The following is a 15,584-nucleotide window of genomic DNA, read 5'->3' as shown; positions in this document are numbered from 1 at the left end:
TACTAAATTGGCAGTCTCTTTTCTGTTATATTTTTATTCAGGTTACATATAATACCATTATGGTTATAATTAGTGTGGATGGAGGCGAAGTAAATGGAAACAAAAGCACAAATTAATTTGATCGATCAAGTAAAAAATACAATCAGTAATAACGGACAATCAATCGAAAAACGTCTTGAAGAAAAGCACAAAGGATTTGAGAAGGGTTGGAAGATGGATGGAAACGAAGTTGTGTTTTGGGTAAGTCCAACAGTGAGACTTAGTGATTACACAGGAAACATATTGAATGAATTTAGGTTCATTATAAGTTTTGACGAAGAACAAAATAAGTTTTCTATATCAGGTAAAAGTGTTAAGGCTCAAAATTTATTATAAATAATTATGTCACATCTAACCAGGTGTGGCTTTTAATTATGCATTTAACTATTAATTGTGTAGGGATGAGGAATAGTGAACCGAAAAAAGTATTAATAATTCGATGATTAAGATTACGTGAAATGGCAAAGTATGCTGAGACATTATTCAATGAGTTATGTATGATTAATAAATCATTTACACAAAATGATTTAAGATTAGCAAATGGATTAAAGCCTATTAAGATTGGCAATGTACATTTAGAAAAGAAAGTGATTTGCCTGTGCTTAGAAGGGAGCGAATAAATATGAAGTTAGCAATCGATTTATTACAAGAATCAAAAAAAACAAAGTTATTTGATTTAGAAAACATTCATAGTGAAACGGAAAAATGTAATAATCAACTTTCAAAATTGAACAAGAAGAAAGAAAAGCTTGAAAGTGAGATAACTGAGATAGATAAGGCTATAGCTAAGCTTGAAGGAAGTAAGTAACATGGAAGCAATAGACACTAAGTGGAATAAGCTATGTGTTCATATCTTCTATGTCAGATACCTAAAGAAAGATAAAGGCATCACTTTCAAGCAGACATACTTCAAAGGGCGCGCATGAGGGGGAGGGCACGATGCCTTTACAGAGAGCGTGCGATTATATGATAAATGGGGAACAACAACGAAAGCTTTTACATGAATTTGTGATAGTAGACCTAGCAACAAAATCATTTTAACGTGATGATGATGTCATCCAAAATTTAAAGATGAAAAACGTTTATTTACCGAGATTGGATGGAATATTAAACGATTATTTCAACCTTACAAGGGTACTGGGAAATAAATGCTTGTAATGAATAAAAAAGAGCAGAATTAAACAACTTCCTTCTACCTTCTTCTAAAACACAGGTAGAAAAATTACTAATAGGTATCCAAAGATTATGCGCTTATTTATAGAGTGAGTACTGATATTATCCCCTTTGAGGTTGACCAATACCGCCGGGCCATTTAAGCGTTCCTATTGACTTATGGTGCCATAATAAAAGGGCTTGCACGTATGTTTTTCATAAGTACAAGCCATTAAATTGATGTGTAATGAGATAACGTTTTGATTGTTGAAAAGGGGTATAATAGCCTCCTTATATTCCTGTTACACTATCAATCGTTGTAGATTTACCATTAATGCGAATATCAATCGTATCAAGGTTAGGATCTAACGTTAATTTATAGACATGCTGTTCTATTGCATTATCTTGTTGATTCGTAACATCTAACTTTACTATTAATGTGTCACCTTGCGTTTCAAGGTCTGTTGTAACTGTTCCTTTTGACCGAAAAACGATATAAGAAATATTTTCACCTTCATTGATGATTTGAAGTGTATTTTTTTCATCAATTGCTTTTTGCACTTTATTTGGAACAATCTCAATTTCACTAATACTTAACGTTGATGAATTACATGCTGTTAATATAAATACTGCCAAAAATACTAAAAGAAATTTCTTCAATCCATTGACCTCCTTAACTGTCCATTTCTCTTGAAGATAAAGCCCTGTGTCACGAAATTGCTATGGACCACAAATTGAGAAACAAGTGTGCTCCTCGAATTTTTTTTGTACCCAACGATCTATTGTGTTAAAAAATCGAAGGAATTCGATGTTCACTGAATTATTTAAAGAACATGCCTTAAAAGTGATTTGATTCCATTGTTCAGGGGTAATTGAGTTTGGACCAAAGTAATTAAAATTAGGTAAAACCTCATCAATATATAAATGTAAAAAATCAAAAGCATCTTTTGTTAAAAAAATCGAAGATTCATGCCAATGTTCATTTTTAAAATCACTTCGCATAAATTCAAAAACATCACCCTTGCCATTTAAATTTTCTAAAGTAATTATTTTAATCATTTATTCCTCCAGCGTATGGTTTCGGGTGAAAAATAATAAAAAGCCCTCGTTTGAGTGACTTATTCTATGATAGTTGCAATAAGTGTTGGGGCACCTAATTCATCTTTTCCATCGAATGTTCCGTAAACAATTACTTCAGTGTCCATGTCATCTTTTAGAGTAAAATTAACACGGAAAACATATTATGACCTGATATTACCATTTTAGGAAACTTAGAGATAAAAGTACATATAAAAAACCACGATTTTTATACAAATGTCATTTATTAAACATAAAAATATACGCTTAATTGAATTTCTTGTTTATGTATAGTAGTACCAAAATAAAAAACCCGGAATTAATATTCCGGGTTTGATTACCACTTACATTTATTCCTCCATGACACACTGCCTCGCTTCCGTATTGGATCTTAAGATTATCCTAAGACAACAGTACTTTAGCTTTATTCAGTATTGATGGTCCTTCTGAGCTATCGATCAATCGTACTCATCGGGTTAACCCTCCTAGTCACATTGGATTCGAAGTGAAATCTTTAATAGTATAGAGCAATTGATTATTTTTTATACACATTATTTTTTATACACATTATTTTTTGTAAAATAAAAGTTTTCGCTATTTGGAATAAATAACATACAAAAATTAAAGAAATTCCAATATTAACTAAATTTTTTAATGCACTAATGGAGGTTAGTTGAACAAGGATTAAATTAGACCTTTCAATGATGGCTAAATTTTGTGAAATGGATACTGTGAATGTAAGATATAAATAACAGGGATGTCATTGTTGATTAAGGAAATGTTTATATTGAACTGAGTAATACCTTGATTCTAAAAATTGTAAGTAATTGTAAGTAATTGTGAAAAAATTGTTTTTCTTATTCCAGTTCGAGAATAGTGCGCCACTACGCGTCAAGTGGACTCCTGTATAACAGTCCTGCGCTTAGATGGTAATTTTGCTGACAAATGATAGATTGTTATAGGATAATGGTGATGTATTTAATAGACCACATTTTAGGGGAAAGACTCCAAACAGAAGGAAGTGCTAAACGATGAATTTAGAAATGGTTATGCAGGAGCTTGAAGCCCTTGGCAAGGAAAGAACTAAAAAAATGTATATATCCAATGGTGCGCATGAGCGCTTTTCGGCGTGGCTACAGGCGCTATGAAACCAATCGCAAAGAAAATAAAAATAAGTCAGAGTTTAGCTGAAGAGCTTTATGCCACAGGAAACTACGATGCAATGTACTTTGCAGGCATTATTGCAGACCCAAAAGCCATGACTGAGTCGGATTATGATCGTTGGATGGATACGGCGTATTTTTATATGCTGTCCGATTATGTAGTGGCCGTCACATTATCAGAGTCAGATATTGCACAATTAGTTGCTGATAAATGGATCGCAAGCAGTGAAGAGCTGAGAATGTCAGCGGGCTGGAGTTGCTACTGTTGGCTTTTAGGGAATCGACAAGACGTTAAATTTTCAGAAAGCAAGATTTCCAAAATGCTTGACAAGGTGAAAGATACGATTCACGATTCGCCAGAACGAACGAAAGCAGCTATGAATAATTTTCTATACACTGTGGGGATTTCGTATTTACCACTCCATGACAAGGCAGTCGAGACCGCTAAGGCAATAGGAACAGTAGAAGTCAAACGGGACAAGAAAAAAAGCAGTTTCCTAAATGCTTACGAAAGTATTCAAAAAGAAGTCGATAAAGGAAAACTGGGTTTTAAACGCAAGCATGTAAGATGTTAAAAGCAGCCTCGAATCTCGAACGACCTTCAATTATCCATGGCATGGATTATTTATCGTAATTTTCTTGGGATTTTTATAGTTATATCTGAAACCAAATTGTAAAAAGGAGATCTATTTATGGCTATATTAAAAGATTACTCTAATAAACCTAATTGTGAAGTTGAAATAAATTTAAAATTAGTTAATGATGCGAGTGTAAAATTCCACATTCATTTCCGCTCTGGTCCTGCTTTTCCAGAGGTGCATACGGAAATCGTTTGCTTAAAAAGAGATTTCTTAAAGTTATTAGATGATTTAAAACAAATCGATATTATGCATCTAAGTATGCTAGAGCCTCATGATCCAGGCTTGTGTATTTATCATATTCCACTATTTGGTGCTTATTATTACCCAGGAAATGGTTTTCTGCAAGTGCCCGAACATGAAAGGGATGAGTGGGAGCCTTATTATAGATTAATTTTTGTGTTAGATGCAGGTGAGAGAAATAATTATAGTGCGACAGAATGTGGTCCTGCATTATGTCTAAAACTAAAAATGGAACAAATAAATGAATTTGTTGATAGTTTAAAATTGGCAGTAAACAATTTTTAAATTCAGGGCTAGCAAGTGGGGCGAAAAAATTAAAAATAGCCCCCGTTATTTATTCATTTTTATGGCTCTAATAATTAGTAAAAATCCTACAATACATAGACTTCCAGATAAGACATAAACGATGATAGTCCATCCTTCAACAACACTTTGAAAATATTTAATAAATAAAGAAATCCCATAGATGCACAATAAGGCACCCCAAAGTAATTGTAGTTTCATATAGTTCCTCCATCTTGCCTTTTTTAACTAAGCCAAGCTGTTTTCCTTTTAGTATGCTTTATCGAATTTCAACAGTATTACGAAATCATATTAGTATACGTTATTCTATTAATGGTAATAAAGAGGGGGTAAAAGATGCTTAGTAAAAGGGGTTTGTTGTCAACATTTTTTTCTATAATAGAACTTGTTTTTGTAGCTTTTTTTTATTTCTTTCAACTTAATACTGTATGGGTATTCTTAGTTGGAGTTATTTTGTTCGTTTTAGGAATAATATTTAGTGTCCAGAGTTTTATGAAAAGGGAAAAAGGATTTTAGAAGTATTCCCCTATTTTTGTTTTAAGAATTTATTTCATTGGCGTTTTATTGTCAGTCGTACTAATTATGTTTATGGGTGGAGTTTAAAAAATTATAGCACTTAAGTTGAATAAGATCAGGTAATGGATGATTTTTGTTTTTTGTCAATTTGTTAGTTCTAAGTCTGTGGAAGACAAAGCACACAGAGAGCGTCCAGGGCCGTTTTATAATTGGGAATGAGTGATAGTCGTCCGCAAACGATTCAATACGAATGGATGTTAGACAACATAAAAAAATCAAATCCAATTGAATCGAATTTGAGGTAACAGGAAGTGGATATCCAATATTAGTTTAATTAAGAATATGAGCAACCGACCAAAAATCGACCATTTTTTATAAAATGAGTTGAAGAAGTCGGTTGCTTTTTCTTTAACTTTCATTGATACAAGATTATAGATAGGAATGTTAATACTTGAATTTCAAATTCAGTGACAACTTTTTTTACTCGTTCTGATAAAGATTATAATTTTGATTTTGTGTCTTTATTTTTTTGTCTGTAAGCCATGAGAGTAGTTTTTAAGGATGCATAACTTCCGATAGCTGAGTATCCATAAAACCAACCCATAAATATTCCAGCTAATAGGTTATGTCTATGACTAATAAAAATTGAAATAATTAAACCGATGATTAATGCCATTGTGGGTACCCAAATTGGTTTAATATGAAAGAATTTCTTTAACAGTTGCGTAATGATCATAATAATAGGGATTGCTATTACGGCATCCCAAAAGTTTGTATGTATCGTTGGAAAGTGTTCCATAATTTCACCTCAATTGAAGAATTTATTTTTATTGTTTGCTTGTATAAATTTTTTATACTACTCAAAATAAGAAAGCAAAGATGTCGTTTTGAAAGTAGTTAGTGGACGTAAATATAAAATCCTTTTTGGAAAGTATGTGGTAGGCAAGTGAGCAGTGGGCACTTTCCAAAGTCCTTATTCCGCGTTATTTGTTCATTCCTACAAAAAAATACTGGTATCTAGATACGAATTAACAACAGAAGAAAATATTGTGTATAAATTTGACAATCGAAATAAGGTAGTGTATACCTATTGTTAACCGGTTAACAATTTTAATGATTTGTAGTGAATTAATTTTTAACATGTAAACTAAGGAGGGAATAGGTATGGATCAGAAAGAACAAGTTTTGGAGGCTCTTCAAAATTTAATAACTACGCGAGAAGACGCACAAAAAAAGAAAGTTGAAAATAGAGGGGAAGATCAAGAAGGCAACGCATTAACATTAGAGTGGTCACTTACTCAACTACATATTGTTGCAACGATTAAAGACAATGGCTTGGCAAACAATAGCTTGCTATCTCACAAGTTGAATGTATCTAAACCAGCTATTGCAAAAGCTGTGAAAAAGTTGTTAAAACATCATGTCATTATTAAAATTCAGCGAAATGATAATAAGAAAGAGATTTATTATGGACTTACAGAGTCAGGAGAGAAATTGGCTTTTATTCACGAACAGTTACACGAAAAAGCAAGAAATAAGTATTTGAGTATTCTAGAAAAATTTAATGATGCTGAATTGGGAGTTATCACAAGATTTTTATACGCTATCACTGAAAACATGAAAAATAATTAACTTCTAGAAGGACGTGATTTCATTGCAAAGTCGAATAACTGACAATAAAGTATTAATTTTATACTTATTGAGCATTAGTACTTTCTTCGCTTCTTTAAATCAGAACATTTACACCCCAGTAATTCCTCTCATTCGAAATTCTTTTGGAATTTCTATAAATTGGGTTAATTTCACAGTGGGTGGTTTTATTTTTATAACTGCGTTGATGCAGATTGCTTTAGGATCAGTAATTGATTCTAAAAGTCAGAAAACGTTGTTATTGAAAAGTTTGATTATAACAAGTATTTCGACGATTGCTTGTGCTTTATCAACTAATTTTACGTTATTCATGATTTTTAGAATGTTTCAAGCTATCGGTACTGCAATCATCCCTTTAGTTACAGTTAATATGATTGGGCAATTATTTGACGGAGAAGCAAGAGGAAGCGCAATGGGAACTTATCAAATACTTCTTACACTTGCGCCAGCAATTTCCCCTATAGTAGGAGGAGTTCTTGGGCAACATTATGGATATTCAGGTATTTTTTTCTTTCTTTTTGCTATCTCAGTTGCACTACTAGCTCTTCTTGCATTGATATTGCCTTATGATAAGCTAGAGTATCAGCCGATTAAGTCAAAGGGGTATTTTAGCAAATACGCAACCATTCTAGCTAATCGATTAGGTGCAAGTACAATGATTTTAAGTTTTTTTGTATTTTTTGTATACTTTGCGATTCTTGTATACTTACCTATTTTACTTAGCGATCATTATCATGTTTCCTTACAGATAATCGGAATGTTATATTTGCCTTTAACAATTAGTATGATTGTAGGAAGCCTATTATATAAACGATTGCAAAAAAAGATGGAACTACAAACCCTGTTTAAGTTAATTTTGTTGCTAATGCCACTACAAGTGATATTATTTGGGTTCTTACATACCCATTCACTTATTGGATTAAGCGTGGTGTTATTTGGATATGGCATGACTGTAGGATTCGCACCACCTCTTTTTGCTACAATTATAAGTAACGAGTTTAGTAGTAATAGAGGAGCAGCACTGGGGCTGTTCAATTTCATACGCTATTCTGGAATGGCTATAGGATCAATTGCTGCTGGATTATACAAAATGATTCCTGTGTCGTTGTTGTTTGTTGTTTTGGGAATTCTACTTTACTTTGTTTCAGCACAGCAGTATAGAACTTTGAAAAAACAATCATACAGTAGTGATTCTATATAAGTATATTAAATCTTCTAAAAAAGTAAGTTCCTTTCTTTCAAAAGTGTGTTCTATAGGTGAGTCTCCCAATGATTAATTGCTTCTATTGCTAATGGTATTTTACATCCAAATAAATTCAAATCGATTCGTCGATGTTAACTCATCACCGTGGAGACAATACGCACAAAGAACAAGTTTCAACCTGACTTGTGTAAATTCTAATAGTTCTTTATTATTATTAAAATAGGGGAAAATTAGTTTTTTTAGCAATAATAATAAGTGGATTTAATATGCAAGCCTATTTCTATTTCTTAAACTAAAATGTTTTTAAAAATGGGGGGAATAGCTATGAACATAAACTTACAAGAGATTGTAAAGAGTATTCAAAAGAGAATTGATTTTTCGGGTGCAGTATTTGTAAAAAGTAAGGAAGAGTTGTTACTAAAACAAAACTTTGGTTACGCAAATCGTTCAGAACAAATAGAAAATAGTTCATCGACTCGTTTTGGAATTGCATCGGGTTGTAAACTCTTCACGGCAATAGCAATTTGCCAACTTGTTGAAAGAGGGGAAATTTCTTTTGATTCTAAACTGAGTGATTGCATTAAACATAATTTTAAACACTTTGATGATAAGGTAACAATCCATCATCTTCTAACACATACCGCTGGAATACCTGATTATTTTGATGAGGAATTTATGGATGACTTTGAAGAACTGTGGATACAAACGCCCATGTATCGAATGAGAACTTTAAAAGATTTCCTGCCATTATTCCAAGACCTACCTATGAAATTGAAAGTTGGAGAAAGATTTCATTATAATAATGCTGGCTACATTTTGCTTGGCTTAGTTGTAGAACAGGCAAGTCAATGCAACTTTGATGAATACATCCAAAAAAATATTTTCGACAAAGCGGGTATGACGAATGCAGGCTTTTTTGAATTAGATGCGCTACCAGCTAATACAGCACAAGGTTATATCGATTTTGACGATGGGACATGGAAAACAAATATTTATTCCTTGCCAGCAAAAGGTGGTTCTGATGGCGGCGCATTTGTTACTGTACATGATTTGGAGAAGCTATGGGATGCGTTAATGAGTTATTCATTACTAAGTGAAAAATCAACAAAGCTATTACTGACTCCACACGCTCAGGAAAATCAAGAAGACTACTATGGTTATGGTGTATGGATTAAAAAAAGAAATGATGCCGTTCTTAAATATCATATAATGGGGTATGATCCAGGCGTTAGCTTTCACGCTGCCTATTATCCTGACGTATCCATCAATGTTGTTGTTTGCTCTAATAAGTCAAATGGCGCATTTGATATAGTGAAGGGCATAGAAGAACAATTGATAAAAACCAAAACCTTGGAATAGAGTCTGAATTGTTAAACGATGGTGAGAGTATACCTTGTACATGATAAAAAAAGAATATTTTGAGATTCGATAAGTGAGGCAAAGGACAGGTGCAGTTGATATGAAATTTGAGAATGTTGTTTATCCAGCGTTTATGAAAAGAGACAACGAGAAGTACGGCGTTTATTTTCCGACGTTACTTCTAGATTCAGGATGGGAATATTCTTTAAGCTCGGGTCGTACGAAACAGGAAGCGATTGAAAAGGCAAAGAGGGATTTAGCTTATTTGTTAGCGGGGGCTTTATATGATAATGAAGAGTTGCCAAGTAATGCATCGATTCCTGCTGAGTTCGTCACGGAAGAGATGGAGCTTGTTTTCATAAAAACGTCTTATAGCGATTATGCAGAGGAAATTGAGGAGCGTTTGCCTTGGCGCCATTGGCATATTTATTTTAATCGGGATGATGGCGATTTCCAAGCTGTAGCTTATAAGAACAAACATGGGCTGTGGGATGTAAAGATTGATTATTTACATACTGAGGTGGAGCAAGAGAAGTTGCTGCGAATTTGTCCGACGTATCCGTTAATTTGTACGGTTCGACTACGCACAGAGGCAGAGGAAGCATTCGATAGTTTTGTACGCAAAATAGTAGAGAAATAAATTTAAGCGGTCATTTTTTATTGTGAAAATCAGAGCGTTGTTCCAAAAGGAGTTGAGAAGGAGGCATCAACTCCTACTTCATGTAGTTACTTGCGACGTGTTTCCTTGAGAGAAGGGCGTCGCTTTTTTTGTGCCTTCGAGAATTGAAAGCTTTAAAGGCGATTGCGACTAGCGCTGCCGATGCAAGGACTTTTTCTGAAACCAAATCACAATCGAGTTAATGAAACAACAAAAAAAATTTAGCAATTAAAAAGAGGGGAACGCCAACAATCAATACACCTGCAAAGAAATAACAGATCAATTTACATACATCGAAAATCGCACCAGCTAAATCATCAATAAATTTTAACATCATCAATTATCCTTTCACTTTTCTAAGTAGTTACTTAAACTTACTTTTTGTCTTGATTATGTAGTAATTCACTAACACAGCTTATTGTAGTCCTGCTATGTTGCCCGTTCACTTTAAGTCATCTTTCGTTCTTCCAATACCTCTTTGCTTTACTCATCTCCGTGATATTCACACTCCCTCATTTAACCTAATGCAATTATCAATAATGTCCGTTTTATATTTTAAAAACGGACATATGATGATGATCTAGGAAAAAACGATGGCATTGGAATACTTAGCACACTACACAATATTTAAACAAATATCAAATATATGGATAATTGTGTGAGTTGTAATTTAAAATGGCAGGTTGGTAGCAATGGTGAAAATGACAAAGTGAAAAAGAAAAGTACATAGTTAATTTGAAACCTCACACACTGAAAGAAAATAAAAAAGTGAGGTTCAAAAATGAAATTTATATTTAGTGGTTTACTCCTTTTACTAACAGTAATAATTTTTTCCTTTTCATCAATTGTTCATGCAGATAAAAATGAACAAGAAGAAAGTAATAATGATGAGGGAACATTAGTTTATCATGTCAAATATGATTACAATGCAATATCCAATTTTTTAGGTATTAGTCGTGAAGAATACGAAAAAAATTGGCTAGAAGGTCTTTCTATCGCTGAAATGGCGGAGAAGCAAGGCATTGAAAGATGGGATGTAGAAGGATATTTTTATAATTTCCACTATGAAGAAATGCAAAAGTGGAGAAAAAAAGGTGTCATGACAGAAAAACATTATTTTCATTTAGTTTATCGATTAGCTAACGATATAGAGGAGTTTATTGACCGAAATCCAAATCGATAATTCGTATGAGCTATGACCACTGATTTGTTGAATCTGCATTTGTGGAGGACGAAGTATGTGTGAATTATGTATGAACATACAATTTTTTAGCAGAGAGTCACAACGAAAGCTAATGTTAGTTATTGTCAAAATGAAGCTATCGTGTTAATAGTCAAATAGGATGAATTGTTCAGTAGCCAGATAAACAATGATCAGGTACTCAGTATATTATTGAGTCCTGTTTTTTTATCCATCAAAAAGGCCTCTTATTTGAGTTGCTTACTTGTACTATTTTCAATTAATCATCCCGTTCTTTTGAATTTGCCAGTTTGTATTGCTGTTATAAATCAGTTGCTTCATAGGGTTTTGTGGATTTCAGTTATTCTGTTACTTGGCGTTTCTTTTTTGAATGTATCTAATGATTACTATACTAAGAAGGAAATTATATTGATTAAATTTCCATATTTGTTATTCTAGTAACGGTGGGCTATTCAGAAAGGGGTAGAAAATAATATGAGATGTTTATGCGAACAACAAGTAACATTTGAGTTAAAAGTTGAAGGAGATATAGGCGCTGACCCTATATGGTGTGATAAATGTAGTTGTAACTTTGATATAGAAAAAATACCACTTTCAATTGAGTTGAAATCGGAATTAATGGAATGGGTATGGCGATATGGTAAATGGATTGATTGGAGTAACGACGGCATATTTCCAAATGGGATTGAACTTGAAGATGAACATAATAAACAAGGGGAGAATTTAACAGAAAAAGTAAGAAAAGAACTAGAGGGAAAATATAAAGTTTCATTTTCGCCTTCGACCTTTGCAAGAAGACACGCAGTTAAATAGCATCATTGGCCATCCATAAACAAAGTACAGATTCCATATATAGCGGAGGGTTCTAGATGTTAAAATTATTATTTCAAAAAATTTCAATTGCAATTATTTCAACAATTATTTTGTCATGGATTTTAAGTCTTTATTTTGGTTATACACCTAATGCACAAGAAACAGTAGATACAGCACACTTTTCTTATAGTACACTATTTATAATTTATGCTGTATATTCATTGGTTATTTATGTAACATTGGGCGTCATTATCTCCTGGATGATTGAAGTGAAATTTAAAAAGCAATTACACCAAATATTACTTTATACAGCAAGCGGCGCAATTATCGGTGGCGTATTTTATTTATACACTTCTGCAGTCAGGTATTTTCATGAATTGATGACATATATAATAATCGGGGTTTTTGCATCACTTTTATTCTTAGTAATTCAGAAAGTCTGTCATCTGACGGTTTTCAAATTGATTAAATGATAAATATAGATCATACAATGTATTCAGTTAGGAGGAGGGGGCAATATAATGATAATTCTTGGTGAAAAAGATTATGAAAAAGCAATCACTATACTAGAAAATAACGAGAAAAAAACGGTTCCTACCTTTACCTATTCCGTGTTGAATAATTATATAAGTGGAATTGTTTATGCAGATTCTAAAAATCCAGAGACGATACTTATTGGAACACAATCGGGTATTTATTTCGTAGCAGGAAAAGAAGATAATCAAAAGTTCAATAATTTCCTTTTGGAATTGTATAGCCAAAGAAAAAGTGAGGAGCTACGTTTCACTTTATTTTCTGCAAATGAGCACTGGGATTGTGTCATTAATGAGCTATTTAAAGATAATTTAAAAAAGATGAACAGGTATTCTTTTATACATGATAAGAAAAAATCATATGAGAAGAGTCTATTTACTAATGAATATTCTATGAGAAGAATAAGTGAAGAGCAAATTGCTTGTAGTTCAGCATATAATGAGGATTATTATAATGAGTATTGGGGCTCTGTTGCCAATTTTACAGCAAAGGGTTTCGGTTACTGTATGCTACATAAAGGGCAAGTGATTAGTGAATGCACTTCAATTTTTGCTTCCCTTCAATTCTCGGAAATTGATATTGAAACCCACGAAAATTATAGGGGACAAGGACTAGGTTTAATTGTCGCAAAAGCGTTTATAAATGACTGTCTCGAAAAGGATATAATGCCTCGCTGGGATTGTGACATCAGTAATGCATCATCAATAAGGCTAGCTGAAAAATTGGGCTTTAGTAATCCTAGTGAATATTCAATTTTTTTTAAAAAATCTAGTGAGTTTACGCCAAGACAATCGTAACTTCTTTTAAGCGAATAGAAGGGAAGGTGATGATATTGGATATTCGAAAAATGCGCTATTTCATAACAGTAGCAGAAGAGTTGAATTTTAGTCGAGCAGCGGAACGTTTAAGAATGGCACAACCCCCCTTAAGCCAAGAGATACGTAAATTAGAAGAAGAATTAGGCGTTCAACTTTTTTATCGTACGAAAAGAAAAGTAGAGCTTTCGAACGCTGGAAAAATATTTCTTGATGGAGTTCGGCAAATTATGTTTCAAGTTGAAAAAACTATTAGAGAAACACAACTTGCAGACGAAGGAAAAATTGGTCAACTGACAGTTGGTTTTGTCGATTCTACTGAAATTGTTATAGAGATTTTAAAAAAATTTAGAGAACGATTTCCTAAAATTCAACTTGTATTACGTGAAATGACGACTGAGCAACAATTAAAAGCTCTCTATGAGAAAGAAATACAGATTGGGTTTTTTCGTACTAAACAAAATAATGGGATATTATTTTCAGAAGTTTGTTCTGAGGAATCTTTAAGGTTGGTTTTACCTCAAAATCACCCGCTTGCCTCATTAGCCGAAGTTTCTCTCCAATTGTTAGTTGACGAGCCATTCATTATGTTTCCACGTCATTTAGGTCCAGATTTTTATGATTTTATTACTAGCTACTTTAGTGAACAAGGTGTAAATTTAAATGTTGTTCAGGAAGCCATACAAATGCAAACAATCGTTAATCTAGTTGCAATAGGTATGGGGATTTCCGTTGTACCATCCTCAGTGGAAACATATAAACAAAATGGAGTGATCTATAAAAAATTTAAAGAAACTCCTCCTAAAATAAATCTATATGTTGGGTGGAGGCAGGATGAAAAATCTGCAATTATCAATCAATTTTTAACGATAGTTCGAGAAGTATATTCTACCAGAAAATCTAATAAAAGTAATACTACCCATTCATTCTCGAATGAGTAGCGAATTCTCATCTTCCTTGAACTTAAAAATACGAAGATTTTTGATCAAGGACGAACAGTCAGTAAGCTGCCCACCCAAATGGAAATTAAAATAGGTGGTCATTCAACTAAAAATCCGATTGCTTTAACTACCACTCTGTGGGGTTGAAGATTACCCCCACGGATTGAAGTTTCACTTGATATAGTTACACATTGAGTTAAAAACTTAACCTGTTTTGCTTGAATCGTACTCTATGAATCCATGTAGTACTTCATCAATTTGATTCATTATTTCAGGTTGCAATTTGACATTGGCCGCGTATGCATTTTCTATTATCTGTTGCGGATTTGAGGCACCTATAATTGCTGAAGAAACATTGTCATTTTGTAATACCCATGCTACTGCTAGTTGAGCCAAAGTAAGGTCAATATTACGTGCAATGGGTTCTAGCTTTTGTATAGAAGTGAGTACATCGTCATTCATCCAACGACGTACTAGATTGTTAAAAAATGGTTTACCAGCAGTGGAATTAGCACGCGATTGAGCTGGTACTGGTTTTCCGGGTAAATATTTACCAGTAAGAATACCTTGCGCAACAGGTGACCAAACAACTTGGCCGAGTCCTTCACGTTGACATGTTGGAATGACATCCGTTTCGATAACGCGCCATAACATCGAGTACTGAGGTTGACTCGCGATGAGTGGGATTTTTAATTCACGGGCAAGCGCAGCCCCACGGGTGATTTGTTCTGCTGTCCATTCACTTACGCCTAAATATAAGACTTTACCTTGTCGAACAAGGTCTGCGAAAGCTAACATAGTTTCTTCAAGGGGCGTAGATGGGTCAAATCGGTGGGCATAATAGACGTCGATGTAATCAGTCTGTAACCGACGTAACGATGCATGACAATTTTCGAAAATATGCTTACGTGATAATCCCCTATCATTTTGGCCTTTCCCAGTTGGATGACAAACCTTTGTACATAACTCAATACTCTCCCGCCTTACACCTTGCAGAGATTGGCCGAGTATTTCCTCAGCTTTCGTATCTGAATAAACATCGGCAGTATCAAATGTTGTTATACCGACATCCAATGCGGTTTTTACACATGCTATTGCGGTATTCTCGTCTACTTTTCCTCCATGATTTATCCAGTTACCAAATGCAATTTTACTTATCGATAATCCGCTATTGCCAAGTTTACTATACTCCATTCCTATTGCCTCCTTCGAAAGTGATATTTACATTATAAAGATCGTGCAATAATATGTATAATATATAAATTATTCTAGATTTAT

Annotated in this window: 17 protein-coding genes and 1 pseudogene; 13 read left to right on the top strand and 5 right to left on the bottom strand. The window is 33.5% G+C overall.

The features are described 5' to 3' along the window. Positions 1-93 precede the first annotated feature (93 nt). Together H131_RS20195 and H131_RS20190 are read left to right on the top strand one after the other, a co-directional pair. A complete protein-coding gene (locus H131_RS20195; RefSeq protein ID WP_010860981.1) occupies positions 94-375 on the top strand; it encodes a hypothetical protein in 282 nt (93 codons plus the stop codon). Positions 376-661: 286 nt separating this feature from the next. Next, positions 662-847, top strand: a complete 186-nt coding sequence (locus H131_RS20190; RefSeq protein WP_010860980.1) for a hypothetical protein — start codon at positions 662-664, stop codon at positions 845-847. Positions 848-1,482: 635 nt separating this feature from the next. On the opposite strand, the gene H131_RS20185 is transcribed toward H131_RS20190, so the two are convergent. Both H131_RS20185 and H131_RS20180 read right to left on the bottom strand, forming a co-directional pair. After that, positions 1,483-1,851, bottom strand: coding sequence for a membrane lipoprotein lipid attachment site-containing protein (locus H131_RS20185; protein ID WP_010860979.1), 369 nt, complete (start codon positions 1,849-1,851; stop codon positions 1,483-1,485). A gap of 60 nt (positions 1,852-1,911) precedes the next feature. Then, a complete protein-coding gene (locus H131_RS20180) occupies positions 1,912-2,250 on the bottom strand; it encodes a hypothetical protein (protein WP_010860978.1) in 339 nt (112 codons plus the stop codon). Between the two features lie 1,049 nt (positions 2,251-3,299). On the opposite strand from H131_RS20180, the pseudogene H131_RS20175 reads away from it, so the two are divergent. Continuing rightward, positions 3,300-4,006, top strand: a pseudogene (locus tag H131_RS20175) (DNA alkylation repair protein). A 117-nt stretch (positions 4,007-4,123) separates the two neighbouring features. After that, entirely contained in the window at positions 4,124-4,597 is a 474-nt protein-coding gene (locus tag H131_RS20170) for a hypothetical protein (RefSeq protein ID WP_010860975.1), read from the top strand. Between the two features lie 45 nt (positions 4,598-4,642). On the opposite strand, the gene H131_RS24705 is transcribed toward H131_RS20170, so the two are convergent. Both H131_RS24705 and H131_RS20160 read right to left on the bottom strand, forming a co-directional pair. Next, positions 4,643-4,816, bottom strand: a complete 174-nt coding sequence (locus H131_RS24705; protein WP_155242507.1) for a hypothetical protein — start codon at positions 4,814-4,816, stop codon at positions 4,643-4,645. Between the two features lie 814 nt (positions 4,817-5,630). Beyond that, positions 5,631-5,930: a hypothetical protein gene (locus tag H131_RS20160; protein WP_010860974.1), complete on the bottom strand. Its 300-nt coding sequence runs from the start codon at positions 5,928-5,930 to the stop codon at positions 5,631-5,633. Positions 5,931-6,295: 365 nt separating this feature from the next. On the opposite strand from H131_RS20160, the gene H131_RS20155 reads away from it, so the two are divergent. The 9 genes from H131_RS20155 (at position 6,296) to H131_RS20115 (ending at position 14,306) form a co-directional block, all read left to right on the top strand. Beyond that, a complete protein-coding gene (locus H131_RS20155; protein WP_010860973.1) occupies positions 6,296-6,763 on the top strand; it encodes a MarR family transcriptional regulator in 468 nt (155 codons plus the stop codon). Between the two features lie 22 nt (positions 6,764-6,785). After that, positions 6,786-7,982: an MFS transporter gene (locus H131_RS20150; RefSeq protein ID WP_010860972.1), complete on the top strand. Its 1,197-nt coding sequence runs from the start codon at positions 6,786-6,788 to the stop codon at positions 7,980-7,982. Positions 7,983-8,309: 327 nt separating this feature from the next. Beyond that, entirely contained in the window at positions 8,310-9,344 is a 1,035-nt protein-coding gene (locus H131_RS20145) for a serine hydrolase domain-containing protein (protein ID WP_010860971.1), read from the top strand. Between the two features lie 100 nt (positions 9,345-9,444). Beyond that, on the top strand, positions 9,445-9,984 hold the full coding sequence (locus tag H131_RS20140) for a type II toxin-antitoxin system HicB family antitoxin (protein ID WP_010860970.1): 540 nt from the start codon (positions 9,445-9,447) through the stop codon (positions 9,982-9,984). 799 nt (positions 9,985-10,783) lie between these two features. Continuing rightward, positions 10,784-11,185, top strand: a complete 402-nt coding sequence (locus H131_RS23230; protein ID WP_010860968.1) for a hypothetical protein — start codon at positions 10,784-10,786, stop codon at positions 11,183-11,185. 492 nt (positions 11,186-11,677) lie between these two features. Continuing rightward, positions 11,678-12,016 carry a hypothetical protein gene (locus H131_RS20130; protein ID WP_010860967.1) on the top strand — a complete coding sequence of 113 codons (339 nt, stop codon included), beginning with the start codon at positions 11,678-11,680 and terminating at the stop codon, positions 12,014-12,016. 56 nt (positions 12,017-12,072) lie between these two features. Further along, positions 12,073-12,489 carry a hypothetical protein gene (locus H131_RS20125; RefSeq protein ID WP_010860966.1) on the top strand — a complete coding sequence of 139 codons (417 nt, stop codon included), beginning with the start codon at positions 12,073-12,075 and terminating at the stop codon, positions 12,487-12,489. A 48-nt stretch (positions 12,490-12,537) separates the two neighbouring features. After that, positions 12,538-13,347 (top strand): GNAT family N-acetyltransferase, encoded by an 810-nt coding sequence (locus tag H131_RS20120; protein ID WP_010860965.1) that lies wholly within the window; start codon positions 12,538-12,540, stop codon positions 13,345-13,347. 35 nt (positions 13,348-13,382) lie between these two features. Continuing rightward, positions 13,383-14,306 carry a LysR substrate-binding domain-containing protein gene (locus H131_RS20115; protein WP_051112224.1) on the top strand — a complete coding sequence of 308 codons (924 nt, stop codon included), beginning with the start codon at positions 13,383-13,385 and terminating at the stop codon, positions 14,304-14,306. 204 nt (positions 14,307-14,510) lie between these two features. Here H131_RS20115 and H131_RS20110 read toward each other — a convergent pair whose 3' ends face one another. After that, positions 14,511-15,500, bottom strand: a complete 990-nt coding sequence (locus H131_RS20110; RefSeq protein WP_010860963.1) for an aldo/keto reductase family protein — start codon at positions 15,498-15,500, stop codon at positions 14,511-14,513. Positions 15,501-15,584 lie beyond the last annotated feature (84 nt).

Origin of the sequence: Lysinibacillus sphaericus OT4b.31 (assembly GCF_000392615.1) — a bacterium.
Classification (GTDB): domain Bacteria; phylum Bacillota; class Bacilli; order Bacillales_A; family Planococcaceae; genus Lysinibacillus; species Lysinibacillus sphaericus_B.
This window is presented reverse-complemented; position numbering and strand designations above follow the sequence as displayed.

Coding starts and splice junctions, on each gene's coding strand:
- H131_RS20155 (WP_010860973.1), top strand. CDS start 6,296: ATGGATCAGAAAGAACAAGTTTTGGAGGCTCTTCAAAATTTAATAACT.
- H131_RS20145 (WP_010860971.1), top strand. CDS start 8,310: ATGAACATAAACTTACAAGAGATTGTAAAGAGTATTCAAAAGAGAATT.
- H131_RS20170 (WP_010860975.1), top strand. CDS start 4,124: ATGGCTATATTAAAAGATTACTCTAATAAACCTAATTGTGAAGTTGAA.
- H131_RS20120 (WP_010860965.1), top strand. CDS start 12,538: ATGATAATTCTTGGTGAAAAAGATTATGAAAAAGCAATCACTATACTA.
- H131_RS20180 (WP_010860978.1), bottom strand. CDS start 2,250: ATGATTAAAATAATTACTTTAGAAAATTTAAATGGCAAGGGTGATGTT.
- H131_RS20125 (WP_010860966.1), top strand. CDS start 12,073: ATGTTAAAATTATTATTTCAAAAAATTTCAATTGCAATTATTTCAACA.
- H131_RS20195 (WP_010860981.1), top strand. CDS start 94: ATGGAAACAAAAGCACAAATTAATTTGATCGATCAAGTAAAAAATACA.
- H131_RS20140 (WP_010860970.1), top strand. CDS start 9,445: ATGAAATTTGAGAATGTTGTTTATCCAGCGTTTATGAAAAGAGACAAC.
- H131_RS20130 (WP_010860967.1), top strand. CDS start 11,678: ATGAGATGTTTATGCGAACAACAAGTAACATTTGAGTTAAAAGTTGAA.
- H131_RS24705 (WP_155242507.1), bottom strand. CDS start 4,816: ATGAAACTACAATTACTTTGGGGTGCCTTATTGTGCATCTATGGGATT.
- H131_RS20160 (WP_010860974.1), bottom strand. CDS start 5,930: ATGGAACACTTTCCAACGATACATACAAACTTTTGGGATGCCGTAATA.
- H131_RS20190 (WP_010860980.1), top strand. CDS start 662: ATGAAGTTAGCAATCGATTTATTACAAGAATCAAAAAAAACAAAGTTA.
- H131_RS20110 (WP_010860963.1), bottom strand. CDS start 15,500: ATGGAGTATAGTAAACTTGGCAATAGCGGATTATCGATAAGTAAAATT.
- H131_RS23230 (WP_010860968.1), top strand. CDS start 10,784: ATGAAATTTATATTTAGTGGTTTACTCCTTTTACTAACAGTAATAATT.